We start from the raw sequence: 13958 nt of genomic DNA, 5'->3' as shown, positions 1-13958 counted from the left end.
GCATCGGCGCCGCCACCGCCGGACGCCAGTTCGAGGAGTATCTTATCGGGCACGGTGTGGCGAGGCGGATTCGTCACTTGGTTCCTTCCGTCCGACCATTGACGTCGATGCGGCGCTGACCGTTCTCTCGCAATTCGGACACGTCCCGGCGCACGGTCGTGGCGATGTGCGAGATGAGCCGAAACAGGTCCCGGCAGTAGACACTCGGATTGGCGAACCCGCTGCCCGCCCGGTAGCGATGCGGATAGAGACCGCCGCCGCAGATCCGGACCAGATCACAGTCCAGGCACTCGTCCGAAAGCGCGCGCAGGCCGATCTGGCGGGCCGCGAACGACGGCAGCATCAGGGTCTTGTCGAAGCTGTCGCGCGAGACATGCAGGGGTGTACGGGCCGCACCTTCGTAGGCGGCCTTGAGCGTGTCCACCTGCTCGATGGCCCCGTTGGTCTCGACGACGACTGCGGCGAAGGGGGAAAGACCGACCGACTCCGTCCGTGACGGGCGGCCGAACACCATCCGGATGATCTCGTTGAACAGCCGGACACGCGTCTCGCTGACCGGCGCCTTATACCACCGGTCGAAAACCTGGATGAGCCAATCGCCGTACGGCGCGTCGGCCGAGGCGGCTGCCGAAGCGGCGGAGAAGGCTCTTGGGGGAGGGCTGTCCCACGTACCGTGAGGGAGGAGGAAGTCTAACGACGGCGGCCCGAAGTCCAGCAATGCCTCGTAGGTGGTCACCGGTTCGTTGCGCAGGTCGATCGCACTTAGTAACCCGGCGAACAGATGCCGGTACTGCGGCTCCAGGAGCCGCTCCAGGCCGGCCACCACCCGGCGGTGACTGCCACTTCCATTGGGTGCCCGCCGGTGGCGATCGTGGCCTTCCTCGTCACCGTCCAGGCTGATGCTCACGCGCACACCCAGCTCGGCGAACAGGTCGAGATGCTCCGAATCGAGCAGCATTCCGTTCGTCTGGAGACTGGCGCTCACGGTAACTCCGCCGCCGACCGCCGACCGGACGGCGGTCACGGCGTGCCGCAGGCTCTGAGGCCCGGCGAGCAGTGGTTCGCCGCCGTGGAGGATCAGCTCGATGCGGGTCAGGCCGTTCGACTCGACGTGTTCGGCGATGCGCCTGGCGACCGTCTCGATGGTCGCGTCCGCCATCCGCCGCGGCTGGCTACGCCAGCTCTGGTCGGCCATCTCGTACATATAGCAGTACGAGCAGGCTAAATTGCACCTGCTATGAATCTTGATGACGAACTCACGGAACGGCGTCGGCCGCCAGCCGTCTTCTAGAAGCGCGCGCACATCCAGGCGGGCCGGCCACTCAGGCCCCTCCAGCACGGCATTAGCTTCGGGCTTCAGAGCCACGCCAACCTCCACGGTGGGATCCGCATGCGGCGCTGTGCAGCGGGAATCATCCCTGGTCCAGTCAGCGCAGATGCAGATGATGACACGATTTCGGGCTGCAAGTTCACAACCCCAGTTTGGGCATGTTTGCGGCATGTCTCGTGGCCGCTTCACGCGCCGGCCACAGGACCTGGCTATTCCTCCAGTACGAGCGCGCGGACCAGCCGGTGCACCCGGATCTCGTCGTCGGCAACGCGGGCGAGCCCGGACCGCCGCAGCTCTTCGACCGCCCCGAACCGGTCGGCCAGCAAGGCGGTGAACTCCCCGTCCAGATTCTTCACGAATGACTCGGCCGACTCACCCGAGTCCGAGGCCGGGAGCGGAATCGGGTCAAGCGGGCAGTGTGCGCAGTGCCGCAACAGGTTGAGCGCCTCCGGTGAACGCGTGCCGAGCTTGTTGGCCGCCAGGCTCCAGGCGATCTTAAGGGTCACCGGATAGGCGGTCGGAGCGGCCACGTTCAGCGCCCTGCCAGGTTCGCGCGACAGCCGGGCCAGGCAGTCGGCGACGCTCAGGCGGGGAAATCGGTCGAGAAGAGTGGCCCCCTGTTCCATGCCAAGCGGCAGGTCTCCCAGCGCTTCGGCGAAGTGCTCCGCGTCGGCGAGGTCGTAGCGCTGCTGGTCCAGACCGCGGCGCAGCCGCCGTCCGAAGAACTCGACGCTCTCGGCACGGCTGAAGCATTCGACCTCGACAGCTCCGTCGACCCTGTCGACGCACGCCCACGCTGGGTCGCGTGAAGTGATGAGCACGTGGCCGCCGCCGTGCGGTATCAGCCCAAGGAGATCGTCGGTGACATGGCCGGCGTTGTCGAAGACCATCAGCCAGCGGTCGCCGAACGCACCGTCCCGCAGCGCGGCCAGCACCGCCCGCGCCGCTTCCATGATGAGGATCGGACCGGTGAACTCCAGGCCGAGCCGGGGCGCCAGCGCGGCCAGTGACGAGCCTGCATGGGATGGTTCACCGGCCGGAATCCAGACCACCAGCTCGTACCCGGAGTCGGCGCGTCGCGCGTACTCCACCGCGAGCTGGGTCTTGCCGACGCCGAGCAAACCGTGCAACACCTGTACCCGGCCTGTGGAGAAGCCTGCGGCGAGGAGCTCCGGCAGCCCGGCCCTGCCGGTGAAGTGCTGGTTATGCTCCGGGACCGGCCCCTCGAAAGGACCTGCACTACCAGAGAAGGTCTGCGGCTCGGTGGGCGCCGCGTGGGACGACGGATTCTGAAGCCGCTCGACGATTCGTTCCACGAGCAGATCCAGGGACCCCAGCCCCTCGGCGACCTCATCATCCACTGGGGTCAGTCGAATCCGGTCGGCCGCCTCCCACTTCTCCTGGGCGTCGGCTTTCAACCGGGCTTTGGCCCTCATGTCGCTCCTCGCGCACGCGTCGATCAGGGCCTCGACGAACTTCCATTCGGGGCGTGCCTTTCCGGACAGTCGTTCGGAGATGACGGACTTTGAATAGGGCATGCGTTCTGCGAGCTGGCGAATCGACAGCCGATAGTCGTCGACGACGTTCCGTAGGAATTGCGCGAGCTCCCGGGGCTCGACGTAGTCACCGCGGAGTTCGGCCCATCTCGCCATCCCGCCTCCGTCCAAGGCCCGGACACCGGACGTCCGCCGTTCGTCCTGATGTGCAGGCGCGCTGACCTGGGATCGGTGTGCCTGACGGCACAGGACACCTCTCTCCAGATCAAGGATGGAACCGAGCCCGATCACCATGTCAGGAGACACACATGGCGCGACAAATGCCCGAACCACAGCGGCCGACCGCTCCCACCCCTGTGACGCGCCCAGAGTCCAACGTGTTCCCGCGCGCTGCTGAAGTAGTCGGCGACAGCCGTTCGGTGCACCCCGCCGAGCCCACCAAGGCCAGCGCGAAACAGTCCGGACCCGACCGGATCGACCAGGCCGACGTTCGCCCGGCGCCCGCCAAGGCCGCGCCGCAGGTCCGCACTGAGCAGCCGCAGCCGCGATCCCCGATGCCAGGACCCGCCCGGTACCCAGGCCGCCCGGTACGGTCCTGGATGCTCGGTGTCGGAGCAGCGGGCGGTGCGGCGCCGACAGGTCTGATACTTCTCAGCCAGCGCCCCGCGCTGGCCGGAGCGGTGGCCGCACTCGCCACCGTGTACATCGCCACGCTCACCACGCTCCGCGAAATCCGTGACACTCGCGACCGCCGCACCTTTAAGAACCGATGAGCAGCTGTTCGACCAGTGCGTACTGGTGTCCGGGCAGAGGAGGATCCTCCGCTACTCGGGCCCTGGTGGCCAAGTCGGCCGCGCGCGCGGCGTCACCCGAGAGCGCACAGGCCCGTGCCGCGCGAAGCAGCACCGGACCGCTCCGGGGCGCCGCGGCGATGATCTCGTCCAGTTCGTCCAGCAGGTGGCCGCTCCCGTCCATGTGCATGGCCAGGGCCAGCAGCCGCGCAGCCCGCTGCGCCGCCGGAGCGTGCCGGTCGACGTGCGCCAGATCCGCCAGGGCTTGCTGAGCCTGCCCGAGGTCCGCCCGCAGTTCTCCCCGCAACCGCCGCGCCTCAACGTTGCCCAGACCGCTCTGCCTCAAGACATTGTCCAAAGCCGTGAGCGCTGAGTTCGTAGAACCGGTGGTCCAGAACGCCCTGGCCAGCCCCATCTGCACCAGCGGATCGGCAGGCGCCCTATAAGCCGCGGTACTCAACTTCTCCATCGCCCCCTGGTGGTCGCCCTGCTCCAACCGCAGACGCCCGATGGCGGCGAGCAATCGCCCGGCCTGGGGCAGGTCACCGACGTACACGTACTCCTCGGCAGCCACCCGGTAGTGCTCCTCGGCGTCCTCCAATCGCCGCCGGTAGAAGGCGATGTCGCCCAGCAGCGACCGTGCCTCGGCCACGATCCGACGGTCCGGACCACCGCTCCGCAGCGCCACCTGGGCGTGCCAGGTCGCGATAGGGAGGTCGTCTGCTGACATCGCCAGTCGCGCGGCGATCAGGCTGTCATGCGGGTCGGCCCTGCCCGCAGAGGCACGTACGTCCGGGATCCGGCGCAGCGCCTCGGCGATCAGCGGAAAACGCAGAGCGACCCCCGTCTGACTTCTCCGGATCAGGTACTGATTCTCCAGCGCCCGAAGCACCGACCCGGGCATCTCTTCCCGCACCACCGCCTCCGCCGCCGCGCGCGGTCTCCCGTCCGGGTCGACCAGAGTGCGGCGCATCCACGTACCGACCTCGCAGGTCTGCATTCCGTGCTCGCCGGTAATGCCGTCCAGCGCTGGAACGCAGTACGCCGCCAGGGCCAGCTCCGGCTCCGGCAAATGCCCAGCGGAAACCATTACCTCTCCGGGGGACAACTCGTCCCACACCGCTCCAAGCGCGACCTGCAACAACAGTGGCTCCACCGCGGGGCCGCCCAAGACGTCGACCAACCGCCCCGCCACCCCGGAAGCGAAGTCCAGCGTGGACCCGATTGTCGGCAGCACCACAGCGTCGAGCGCACCGTCCCGGTCGAGCGGCCCGAGCACGAAAGGATCACTGTGCCCAAGGACATCCCGCAGCGGGCCGAGCTCACCGAGCTCCAGGGTCCGCACCGACATGAGCAGATGAACGTTCTGCACCGCCGCCATGGCCTCCGCGAGTTCCTCCAGAAACCCACGGCGCTCCGCTTCGGGCAGCACATGATGAAAATGATCAACAGCCACGAGCACAGGAAAGGGCAGACCGCGCCGGCCGTACTGCTCCTGTCCGCGTAAAAACGAGATCAGCCCCATATCCTGCGGCCCCTCGTTCCGCTGCCAGGACAACAACAAGGCCGTGACATAGGGATTGCGCGCCACTGCCGCAGGCGCCGGAGACCCGGTCACTCCCCCGTCCCCGGTATCTCCGATCGGCAGAACCCGAGCCCCGTCGTCCTGCAACCGCCGAACTACTCCGGCTCGCAGCAAAGACGTCTTCCCGATCCCGGGCTCACCGGCCACGATCGTCAAGCGGCCCTGTCGCCACCGGTCCGCCACCTGACGGATCTCAGCCTGACGTCCGAAGAAGCGACCCCAGTCCTTTTCCTCGAACGCCTTGACCCCTACCCACGGGCTGACCCGGTTCACGGCCACTCCCTTCATGGCGGCCAGCAGAACCATCCCCGAGGCCGAGCGGAGAGCGGTCGTTGGCCGACTCAACTGAGAGTTGCTTACCACGTTATGTCGATAACTCACCACCCCTCCGGAGGAATCCGGTAATAAGTCACGGTACCCAGCCCAACACACCGGCGACCGACCCACCCCTGCCGACCTGGGCAAGCGCGAAAACGCCACGGCCTCGCCACGGCTTCGCCCCGGTACGTCCGCCCGTCGGCTCCATGTTGGCTCGCGGGCACGGTCCGGGCCTAGCGTGGAGGACTTCGCGCTGGCCGCCTCCGGCAGGTTGACGTATCCCGGTCACCGCGAGTGGCCGGAGAACACCGCGTGGTGTGCTGGGCACTGCGAGAAATTGATTTCAATAAGCGTGACCAGATCTGTCCGAAGCCCGGGACACGTACCTCATTGGTTCAGGTTCAACCGTGTCCGGACTCGGTCATCTCCGGCGGCGGTCCGATGGCTTTCATCCGAGCGGTGTCGAGCGGCGAATACCAGGTGTTCGATATGTCGCTCGATGTCGAGGTATCCGATGCGAAGATCATTGGCTGGTTCACCGTTGTCCGCGGTGTGCATGCTGCTGGTCCCGCCGGCCTGGGCCGGGAGCGCCGGCAGGTGCGGCGGCGGCCGATCCGGGCCCGGCCGCGGGCTCGGGTTTGATCTTGCTGGTCCCGACGCCCGGAGTGGCGGTTTCGCTCGCTTTCCGCGCCACCCCCTGTCCTGGGCGCTTTTCTGTGATGTGCGCCCTGGTGCCCCGCTCCGGGTGTGGTGCCGGTGAAGTGATGCCGCCGTCTTTACTCCGGAGTTAGTGTCGGTGTCATCCGGAGAGGCTCCAGCGGGGGGACGCGGAGACCATGGAGAACGGGGCGGGGCAGCCGCTCGGGGAACGGGTGCGCTGGTTACGGCGGCGCGCGAGGCTCACGCAGTACGACCTGTCAGAGCTCGCGGGCATCAGTGTGCGCGCGGTCCGCGACATCGAGCAGGGACGTGTGCGCAGGCCGCGTACGGTGACGCTGGCGCGGCTCGGCGGCGCGCTCGGGCTGGACGGTGACGACGCGTGGTGGCAGCGAAGACCGAGGCAGGAGCCGCGCCCGGGCCCGAACGACCTGCCCGGCATCGGCATCCTCGGCCCGCTGTACATCCGGCGGGACGGCGCCGTGACGGACGTGCAGGCGCCCAAGCTGCGGCTCCTGCTGGCGCTGCTGGCCCTGCGGTTCCCGCAGGCGGCCGGGTTCGAGGAGATCACCCAGGCGCTGTGGCCGGACGGACCGCCGCGGTCGCACCAGGGCCTGATCTACACCTACGTCAGCCAGCTCCGCGGCCTGATGCGGTCCGGCGAGCCATCGCCCGGCCCGCTTGAGCTGGCGCGGACCCACGGCGGGTACCGGCTGGTCACCGACCGGGCGCACGTCGACCGGACGCGTTTCGAGGATCTGGTGGCGCGGACCCGCGAAGCCCGCACGGCGGGCAGGGCCGCGGAGGCCCTCGCGCTGACGCGCCGCGCGCTGGACCGCTGGCACGGCTCCCTGCTGGCGGACGTGCCGCAGCTCAGGCAGGATCCGGCGGCCGTGGCCGTCGCGGGATTGCGGGTGGAGAGCGTACTGGCGTACGCGGACCTCGCCATGGAGCTGCGGCGGCCCCGGCAGGCGCTGCACACACTGCGGTCCGTCGCCCGAGAGGAGCCGCTCCACGAGGGCCTGCAGGCGCGGCTGATGCTGGTGCTGGCGAGCTGCGGCGAGCAGTCCGAGGCGCTCGGCGTGTTCGCCTGCGTGCGGCGGCGCCTGATGGACGAGCTGGGCGTCGAGCCCGGCGACGAGATCCGCCGCGCGCATCTGCGGGTGCTCCGGCAGCAGCTCCCGTGGCCGGACGAGGCCGAGCCGCCCGCGCGCCGCCACCGCGAGCCGCCGTCCGCGCCGGTGCGGCACGCGGCGCCGTCGCAGCTGCCCAACGCGGCCGGGGTCTTCGTCGGGCGGGCCGCGCCACTGGCGGAGCTGAGCCGCCGGCTGCTCCCGGACCCGCGGGCGGCCGCCGGCCGGGCACCCGTCACGCTGGTCAGCGGGCAGCCCGGCGTCGGCAAGACGGCGCTGGCCGTGCGCTGGGCGCACCGGATGCGGGACCGCTTCCCGGACGGGCAGCTCTACGCCGACCTGCGCGGCCATTCCGTCCGGCGGGCGGTGACCGCGCACGAGGCGCTGCGCCAGTTCCTGCGCGCGCTCGCCGTCCCGGACGGTCAGGTCCCGGCCGACGTGGACGAGGCGGCGGCCCTGTACCGGTCGCAGCTCGCCGGCCGGCGCATGCTGGTCGTGCTGGACGACGCGCGCGACGAGGACCAGGTGCGTCCGCTGATCCCCGGCGGTGGGCACAGCGCCGTGCTCGTCACGAGCCGCGCCAGGATGCCGGGGCTCGTCGCGCGGGACGGGGCGCGGCGCATGGACCTCGGCGTCCTGACGTCCGGCGAGACGTACGCGCTGCTCGCCGAGCTGCTCGGCCGGGAGCGGGTCGACGCCGAGCCCGCCGCGGCCGCGGCGCTCGGCATGCTGTGCGGGGGGCTGCCGCTCGCGTTGCGCGTCGCCGCGGCGCGGATGGCGGAGAGTCCCGGCGCCGACCTCGCGCAGTACTGCGCGAAGCTCCGCGAGAGCGGGGTCTTCCACGAGTTGGACGGAGCGGACCTGCCGTCCTCGCTCCGCTTCGCCTTCGACGCGTCCCACGCGGCGCTGCCGGAGCCGTCCCGGCGCCTCCTCCGCCTGCTCGGCATGACGCCGGGCCTGCACGTGACGGTGGGCGTCGCGGCCGAATTGGCGGGGAGCCCCCCGGACGAGGCACGGCGCATGCTGCGCGGCCTGGTCGACGCCAGCCTGCTGGAGCAGCGCGCCCGGGACCGGTTCGTCATGCCCGATCTGCTCCGCGGCTATGTGGCCGAACTTGCGGAGCGCCGTGAGGCGGTGCCGTCAGACCAGTACTAGCCGGAGCGCGAACGCGCCGAACACGAGGGCGGTCGTGCCGTGGACGAGGCGCATGGCGCGCGCCGAGCGCAGGAACGGGGCCAGCCTGCCGACGAGCAGGATCCACGTCGCGAGCCAGAGCAGCCCCAGCGTGAGGTAGCAGGCCGCGAGGAAGGCCACCCCCGCCACCGGGTCCACGCCCGGCGGGACGAACTGCGGCAGGAAGGCCATCAGGAACACGCCCACCTTGGGATTGGACCCGGTGCAGAGCAGCCCTTGTATGAACCCACCCCGCAACAGCCCCGGCTCGGTGGCGGGACCGTGCGCCAGCGCTGCGTCCGGTGTGCCCGCCGGGCGGTGGAGGGCGGAGCGCAGGGCGACGAACGCCCAGCCCAGTAGGACGGCGGCGCCGATGCGGCGGAAGGCGGTGAAGCCGTCCGGGTGGGCGCCGAAGAACGCGGCGAGCCCGGCCGCGCCCAGCGCCGCCTGGGCGGCTCCGGCCGTGATCATGCCGGCCGCCGCGGCGGCGGCCGGGCGCGGCGTGCGGCGCTCCAGCATCAGCCGGGTGATCAGCGCGAGGTCGGGCCCCGGCGTCACGATCACCAGCAGGGAACTCGCCAGGAAGGCGACTGCGGTGCCCACCGGGGCCTCCTCCCCGACCGGGCCGGGCTACGGTTCCAGGACGTCGGCGGCCACCGGCGCCTCGATGACGAGCCGCCGCTCAAGGGCGCGCACGGCCCGCCGGTCCCGCTCGACCTGCTCCGCGTCGGGGTGCGAGAGGATCACGAACCCGAAGTCCAGGCTGTCCACGAGGGTCCTGGTCGCCGGAACGAGGTCCCCGTCGGCGACGTTCAGCACGGCGAAGTGGTGGCTCGCGAGGTCCCGGACGCCGCCGAGCACGTCCGTCCCGCGCAGCACCCCGGCGCGCGGAGCGATGTGGAAGACGCACGCCTGGTGCCGGACCAGCTCGTAGCCGCCGGGCAGCGCGCCGCCGGTGAGCCACCGGACGGTCCGGTCGATCTGGCTGTCGCCGGTCGCGACCCAGTTGTACCGCGGGTGGCCGCCGCCGTGCGGGCGCGCGCCGATCTCGATGAGCACCGGACCGTCCGCGGTGCCCATGACCTCCACGTGCGCGGAGCCGTTGCGCATCCCGACCGCGTCCAGCACGCCGGACACGTACTCTGCGAGGTCCGGGACGGCCGGGTCGTCCGGCGCCAGCCACCGCATGGTGTCGTACACCGCCATGTAGGGGCCGTTGTCGACCTTCTGGTAGGCGCACACGTCGACGAGGGCGTGCCGGCCGCCGTGGCTGAAGGTGTCGACGACGTACTCGGTGCCGGTGACGAACTTCTGCACGATCAGCCGGTCGTCCCGCTCGCCGAACTGGTTGACGCGGCCGAGCCCGCGCTCGAACGCCGTCCGCCAGTCCCGCCCGCCGGGGAGCTTGACGACACCGTCGGTGCTGGCGCTCTTCGGCGGCTTGAGGACGAGGTCGGCGCCGTGCAGCCGCTCCTGGTGCAGCCAGCCTGCCACCTCGTCGGCGCGGGCCGCGCAGATCTGCGGGATGACGGGCAGCCCCGCCGCGGCGACCGCCGCCGCCATGGCGGCCTTGTCGCGGCGCGCCGCGGCCAGCTCCGGGACGTTGGCCAGCGCGGGCACCACCAGCGGCGCGAGACGTTCGGCCAGCTCGACGCCGGACTCGCAGCCGGCAATGACGCAGCGCGGGCCGAGCGCCCGCAGCCGCCGCGCGACGGCGTCGAGGTCGCCGTCGTACACGACGGTCTCGGGGTAGTCGCCGGGCCGGTAGGACGACGCGTACGCGTCCGGTGGCCGCGGGCCGGTGACGACCGCCACGACGGGCACGCCGTGCCGCCCGAGGGGCTCGGCGAAGAGCGCGCCCGACGAGTACGGGTCGACGATGACAGCAGGGCCGTCCGGCTCAGGAACCGCCACTGCGCGCTCCCTCCGCGCGGGCGCCCTTCGGGAGCGCGGAGGTGTCGCCTGCCAGCTGGGCGGCGGCCGTGCAGAACCGCGCGAACAGGTCGGCCGCGGGTTCGCTGAGGCCGCGCGCCCGGACGGGCGCGTGCACCATCCCCTCTTCCAGCACGTACTGGACGGGCACCCCCTCCTTGCGCAACCGCTCGGTGTAGCTCTCGGCGTCCACGCGCAGAGAGTCCAGAGAACAGCCCACGACGTAGGCGGGCGGCAGGGCGTGGAACTCTCCTTCGAGCAAGGGGGACACGTAGCGGTGCCGGGCCTGCTCGGGATCGGGGCAGTAGCAGGCCGTGAAGAACTCCATCTCGCCCCCGGACAGCAGCGGCGCGTCCTCCCCGCCATGCCGCCAGCGGGTGAAGTCCAGCACCGGGCTGATGAGCGCCTGCCCGCGCAGCGCCGGGCCGCCCCGGTCGCGCGCCATCATCGACAGCACGACCGCCATGTTCGCGCCGGAGCTCTCCCCGCACACCACCGCGGCGCCGGCGTCCAGGTCGCCCGCGCCCAGCGCGGACGGGTCGGCGAGAGCCGCCGACAGTCCGGTGAAGCAGTCCTCGACCGGGCCGGGGAACGGGTTCTCCGGCGCCATCCCGAAATCGAGGGCGACCGATACCAGGCCCGTTCGGGCGGCGAGCTCCGCGACCAGGCTGTGGTGGCTCGTGAGCGAGCCGATGACGAAGCCGCCGCCGCGCACGTAGAACAGCACACCGTCGCCGCGCCGCACCGGGGGCCGGTAGACGCGGGCGCGCGCGCGGCGCCCGCCGTGCGTGAGCTCCACGTCGTGGTGCCGCACGCCGTCCGGGACGGGGATCGGGAGCACCTCGGTCAGCCCGTCGTAGAGGGTGCGCTGGCGGTCGAGTGGATAGGTGTAGAAGTCGGGTGGGAGCGCGCCGTTCACTTCGTCGACGAACTGCTGGATTCCTGCTGCGTAGGCCATGGCCCGCTGCCTTCCTGATGGTCGGGACGCGTCCCCGACGCGTCCTGGTCGGTGGTGCGCGCGTTCGTGCGGTTGCCGGCCATGCCGGGCAGGGTGGCGGCGACGGCGACCACGGTGAGCAGGCCGCACAGCCACCACGCGCCGGGCGCCCATGCCTGCCAGACCGCGACGCCGATGACCGGGCCGACCGCGTAACCGATCTGCATGGAGAACACGCCCGCCGCGATGTAGCGGCCGCGCAGCCGGGGCGGCGCGACCCGGCCGGGATGGGCCGACGCGGTCGGCGTGCCGACCATCTCGCCGACCGTCCAGACCACGGTGGCGGCGACGAACACCGCCGCCCACGCACCGGCCGCGTACAGGTTCATCCCGACGCCCACCAGGCCGATCCCCGTGGCGACGGCGATCCCGGCGGGCAGCCGCTGGACGTACTTGGTGAACGGCAGCTCCAGGCAGATCACCAGGAACGCGTTGAGCGAGAGCAGCGCGGCGTAGAACGCCGGAGCGTGCCCGTCCGCCGCGACCTGCAGCGGCAGCGCGGCGGTGCTCTGGATGTACACGACGGCGTTGAGGAACAACGCCAGCATGAACAGCATGAACCTGCGGTCGGCCAGCACGGCGCGGTACGACCTGCGGGGCCCGGCGCCGTCGCTGTCCCCCGCGCCTGCGCCGTCGTCCTCGCCGTCGTCCGCGCCGTCCTCGGCGCGGTCACCGGACCGGACGAGGACGAGGGCGAGCAGCGCGAATCCGACCGAGGTGACCGCGTCGGCGTAGAACATCAGCTCGTAGGAGAAGGTGATCAGCAGCGCGCCGAGCAGCGGGCCGCCGACGGTGCCGAGGTTGAACGCCATCCGGTAGACGGCGAACACCATGACGTGCTGCTCCTCCGGCGTGCGCCGCACCAGCAGCGCGGACGAGGCGGGCCGGTACGCCTGCGCCGCCATTCCGATGACGGCCGTCACCAGCACGATGGCGGGCAGGCTGCCGAGGTGCACGAGGCCGAGTGTGAGCACCCCGGCGAGCGCCATCGACCCGACGATCGTCCACGCGTGCCCGAACCGGTCGGACGCCGCGCCGCCGAGCAGCACGCCGGCCACCGACCCGGCACCATAGGCGCCGAGCGCGATGCCCGCCGCGGTCGCGGAGAACCCCTTGGCGGTCAGGTACAGGACCAGGTAGACCTGCAAGAAGCTGCCCAGCCGGTTGACGAGCATCCCCGCCAGCACGAGCCAGGTGCTCCAGGAGATCCGCCGCAGAGTCTCCCTGATCGACGGATGGCCGGTCGGCGTCATCGAACCGCGACCTCGGCCGGACGTCCCACCAGCTCGACGATCTCCGGTGCGCGGGCCAGCGCGGCCCGGGCCCCGTCCATCGAGTCGGCGAGGGCGATGACGCGGGCGTAGCGGGAGATGTAGCCGCGCGGCGGCAGCCGCAGCACCGTGCCGGGACCCGCCATCGCCTCCGCGCTGTGGATGCCCGGGACGAGCCGGTCCTCTCGCACGGTCACCGACTCGACCTCGACGTCCCGCTCCGGGTACAGGAACGCGATCGCCGCGGCGCGGGAGTGCTTGGCGCCGACATCCGGACGGCGGCCCGCAGCCATGTCGGCGGCGGCGAGCGCGACGTCAACGCCGGTGGTGAGCCGGCCGAGGTAGGGGATCATGTCGCCGCCGAGGCGGGCGTTGACCTCCATCAGCCGCAGGCCGTGCGGGGTGAGCCGGAACTCGGTGTGGGTGACGCCGGTGTGGAAGCCGAGCGCGGCGTGCGCGCGCCGGAGCACCTGGACGAGGTTCGGATCGCCCAGCAGCGGATCGCCGCCGTCCACCTCGTGACCGACCTCCTCGAAGAACGGGTCCATCCCGACCTGCTTGCGGGCGACGACAAGCGGCACGCACTCGCCGTCGAAGAAGGCCGCGTCCACGCTGATCTCCGGGCCTGAGACGTACTCCTCCACCAGCACCGGCACGTCGAAGACGGGCACGCCCGGGTAGGACGCCGCGGCCGCGGCCGCGTAGGCGGACGCCGCCTCGTCCTCGTCCCGCGCCAGCCGGACGCCCATGCTGCCCGCGAGGCCCCGGGGCTTCAGCACCACGGGGTAGCCGATCCGGCGGGCGGCGGCGAGCGCCTCCGAGAGGGCGGAGACCCCGGCCGACACCGGCTGGGCGACCCCGGCCCGGTCCATCGCGTCGCGGGTGGCCTTCTTGTCCCGGCAGGCCGCGATGGCCTCGGGAGTGTTCCCGGGCAGGCCGAGCGCCCGCGCCACGTGGGCGGCGGGGGTGACGAGCCCCTCGTCATAGCAGAAGACGCCCGCCACGCGGTGTCGCGCGGCGACGTCTTGGGCGGCCTTGGCCAGCGCCACCGGATCGGTGTTGTCGACGATCGTGCTCCCGGCGACGTACGGTCCCTCCCAAGTGACGTCGGCCGGTTGGAGCAGCCATAGCCCGTACCTCCGGCTCACCGACTCCAGCACGAACTCCCTGCTGAGCCGGCCGCTGCTCCCGATCAGCAGCAGCAGCGGCTTGTCGCCGTTGCTCGCCGTGCCGTCATCGCGTGTCCTGTCTCCGTTGTGCGTCATGGTCCTCCTC

10 protein-coding genes are annotated in these 13958 nt (G+C 71.4%); 2 read left to right on the top strand and 8 right to left on the bottom strand.

Translation table 11 applies throughout. The features are described 5' to 3' along the window. Window positions 1-73 precede the first annotated feature (73 nt). From E1298_RS05450 to E1298_RS05440, 3 genes are all read right to left on the bottom strand, one after another. Complete coding sequence (locus E1298_RS05450) at window positions 74-1366, bottom strand: FxsB family cyclophane-forming radical SAM/SPASM peptide maturase (protein WP_243725403.1); 1293 nt, start codon at window positions 1364-1366, stop codon at window positions 74-76. 173 nt (window positions 1367-1539) lie between these two features. After that, window positions 1540-2982, bottom strand: coding sequence for a helix-turn-helix domain-containing protein (locus tag E1298_RS05445; RefSeq protein ID WP_131889645.1), 1443 nt, complete (start codon window positions 2980-2982; stop codon window positions 1540-1542). Window positions 2983-3585: 603 nt separating this feature from the next. Further along, window positions 3586-5508, bottom strand: a complete 1923-nt coding sequence (locus E1298_RS05440) for an ATP-binding protein (RefSeq protein ID WP_131889644.1) — start codon at window positions 5506-5508, stop codon at window positions 3586-3588. 306 nt (window positions 5509-5814) lie between these two features. Between E1298_RS05440 and E1298_RS05435 the strand changes: the two genes are divergently transcribed. Further along, the gene (locus E1298_RS05435) at window positions 5815-6162 is read left to right on the top strand and encodes a hypothetical protein (RefSeq protein WP_131889643.1); all 348 of its coding nucleotides are present in this window, start codon (window positions 5815-5817) and stop codon (window positions 6160-6162) included. Window positions 6163-6356: 194 nt separating this feature from the next. Next, the gene (locus tag E1298_RS05430) at window positions 6357-8465 is read left to right on the top strand and encodes a BTAD domain-containing putative transcriptional regulator (protein WP_131889642.1); all 2109 of its coding nucleotides are present in this window, start codon (window positions 6357-6359) and stop codon (window positions 8463-8465) included. Here E1298_RS05430 and E1298_RS05425 read toward each other — a convergent pair. From E1298_RS05425 to E1298_RS05405, 5 genes are read right to left on the bottom strand one after another with little or no spacing between them, the layout of a single operon-like run. After that, complete coding sequence (locus E1298_RS05425; RefSeq protein WP_131889641.1) at window positions 8451-9086, bottom strand: LysE family translocator; 636 nt, start codon at window positions 9084-9086, stop codon at window positions 8451-8453. The two genes, E1298_RS05430 and E1298_RS05425, sit on opposite strands and share 15 nt — an antisense overlap. 27 nt (window positions 9087-9113) lie before the next feature. Continuing rightward, complete coding sequence (locus tag E1298_RS05420) at window positions 9114-10397, bottom strand: ATP-grasp domain-containing protein (protein ID WP_131889640.1); 1284 nt, start codon at window positions 10395-10397, stop codon at window positions 9114-9116. Then, window positions 10384-11373: an alpha/beta hydrolase gene (locus tag E1298_RS05415; RefSeq protein ID WP_131889639.1), complete on the bottom strand. Its 990-nt coding sequence runs from the start codon at window positions 11371-11373 to the stop codon at window positions 10384-10386. The genes E1298_RS05420 and E1298_RS05415 overlap by 14 nt, the downstream gene beginning before the upstream one ends. Then, window positions 11331-12665: an MFS transporter gene (locus E1298_RS05410; RefSeq protein ID WP_131889638.1), complete on the bottom strand. Its 1335-nt coding sequence runs from the start codon at window positions 12663-12665 to the stop codon at window positions 11331-11333. Before E1298_RS05410 ends, E1298_RS05415 begins: the two co-directional genes overlap by 43 nt. Continuing rightward, the gene (locus E1298_RS05405) at window positions 12662-13948 is read right to left on the bottom strand and encodes an ATP-grasp domain-containing protein (RefSeq protein WP_131889637.1); all 1287 of its coding nucleotides are present in this window, start codon (window positions 13946-13948) and stop codon (window positions 12662-12664) included. The genes E1298_RS05410 and E1298_RS05405 overlap by 4 nt, the downstream gene beginning before the upstream one ends. Window positions 13949-13958: the final 10 nt, after the last annotated feature.

The organism is Actinomadura rubrisoli (genome assembly GCF_004349215.1).
Classification (GTDB): domain Bacteria; phylum Actinomycetota; class Actinomycetes; order Streptosporangiales; family Streptosporangiaceae; genus Spirillospora; species Spirillospora rubrisoli.
Note: the sequence above shows the minus strand (reverse complement) of the source record. Positions and strands in the feature narration are given on the sequence as shown.

Bases quoted from the DNA above. Each gene is read 5' to 3' on its own strand.
- E1298_RS05440 (WP_131889644.1), bottom strand. From the start codon at position 5,508: ATGGTTCTGCTGGCCGCCATGAAGGGAGTGGCCGTGAACCGGGTCAGC.
- E1298_RS05410 (WP_131889638.1), bottom strand. From the start codon at position 12,665: ATGACGCCGACCGGCCATCCGTCGATCAGGGAGACTCTGCGGCGGATC.
- E1298_RS05415 (WP_131889639.1), bottom strand. From the start codon at position 11,373: ATGGCCTACGCAGCAGGAATCCAGCAGTTCGTCGACGAAGTGAACGGC.
- E1298_RS05430 (WP_131889642.1), top strand. From the start codon at position 6,357: ATGGAGAACGGGGCGGGGCAGCCGCTCGGGGAACGGGTGCGCTGGTTA.
- E1298_RS05445 (WP_131889645.1), bottom strand. From the start codon at position 2,982: ATGGCGAGATGGGCCGAACTCCGCGGTGACTACGTCGAGCCCCGGGAG.
- E1298_RS05405 (WP_131889637.1), bottom strand. From the start codon at position 13,948: ATGACGCACAACGGAGACAGGACACGCGATGACGGCACGGCGAGCAAC.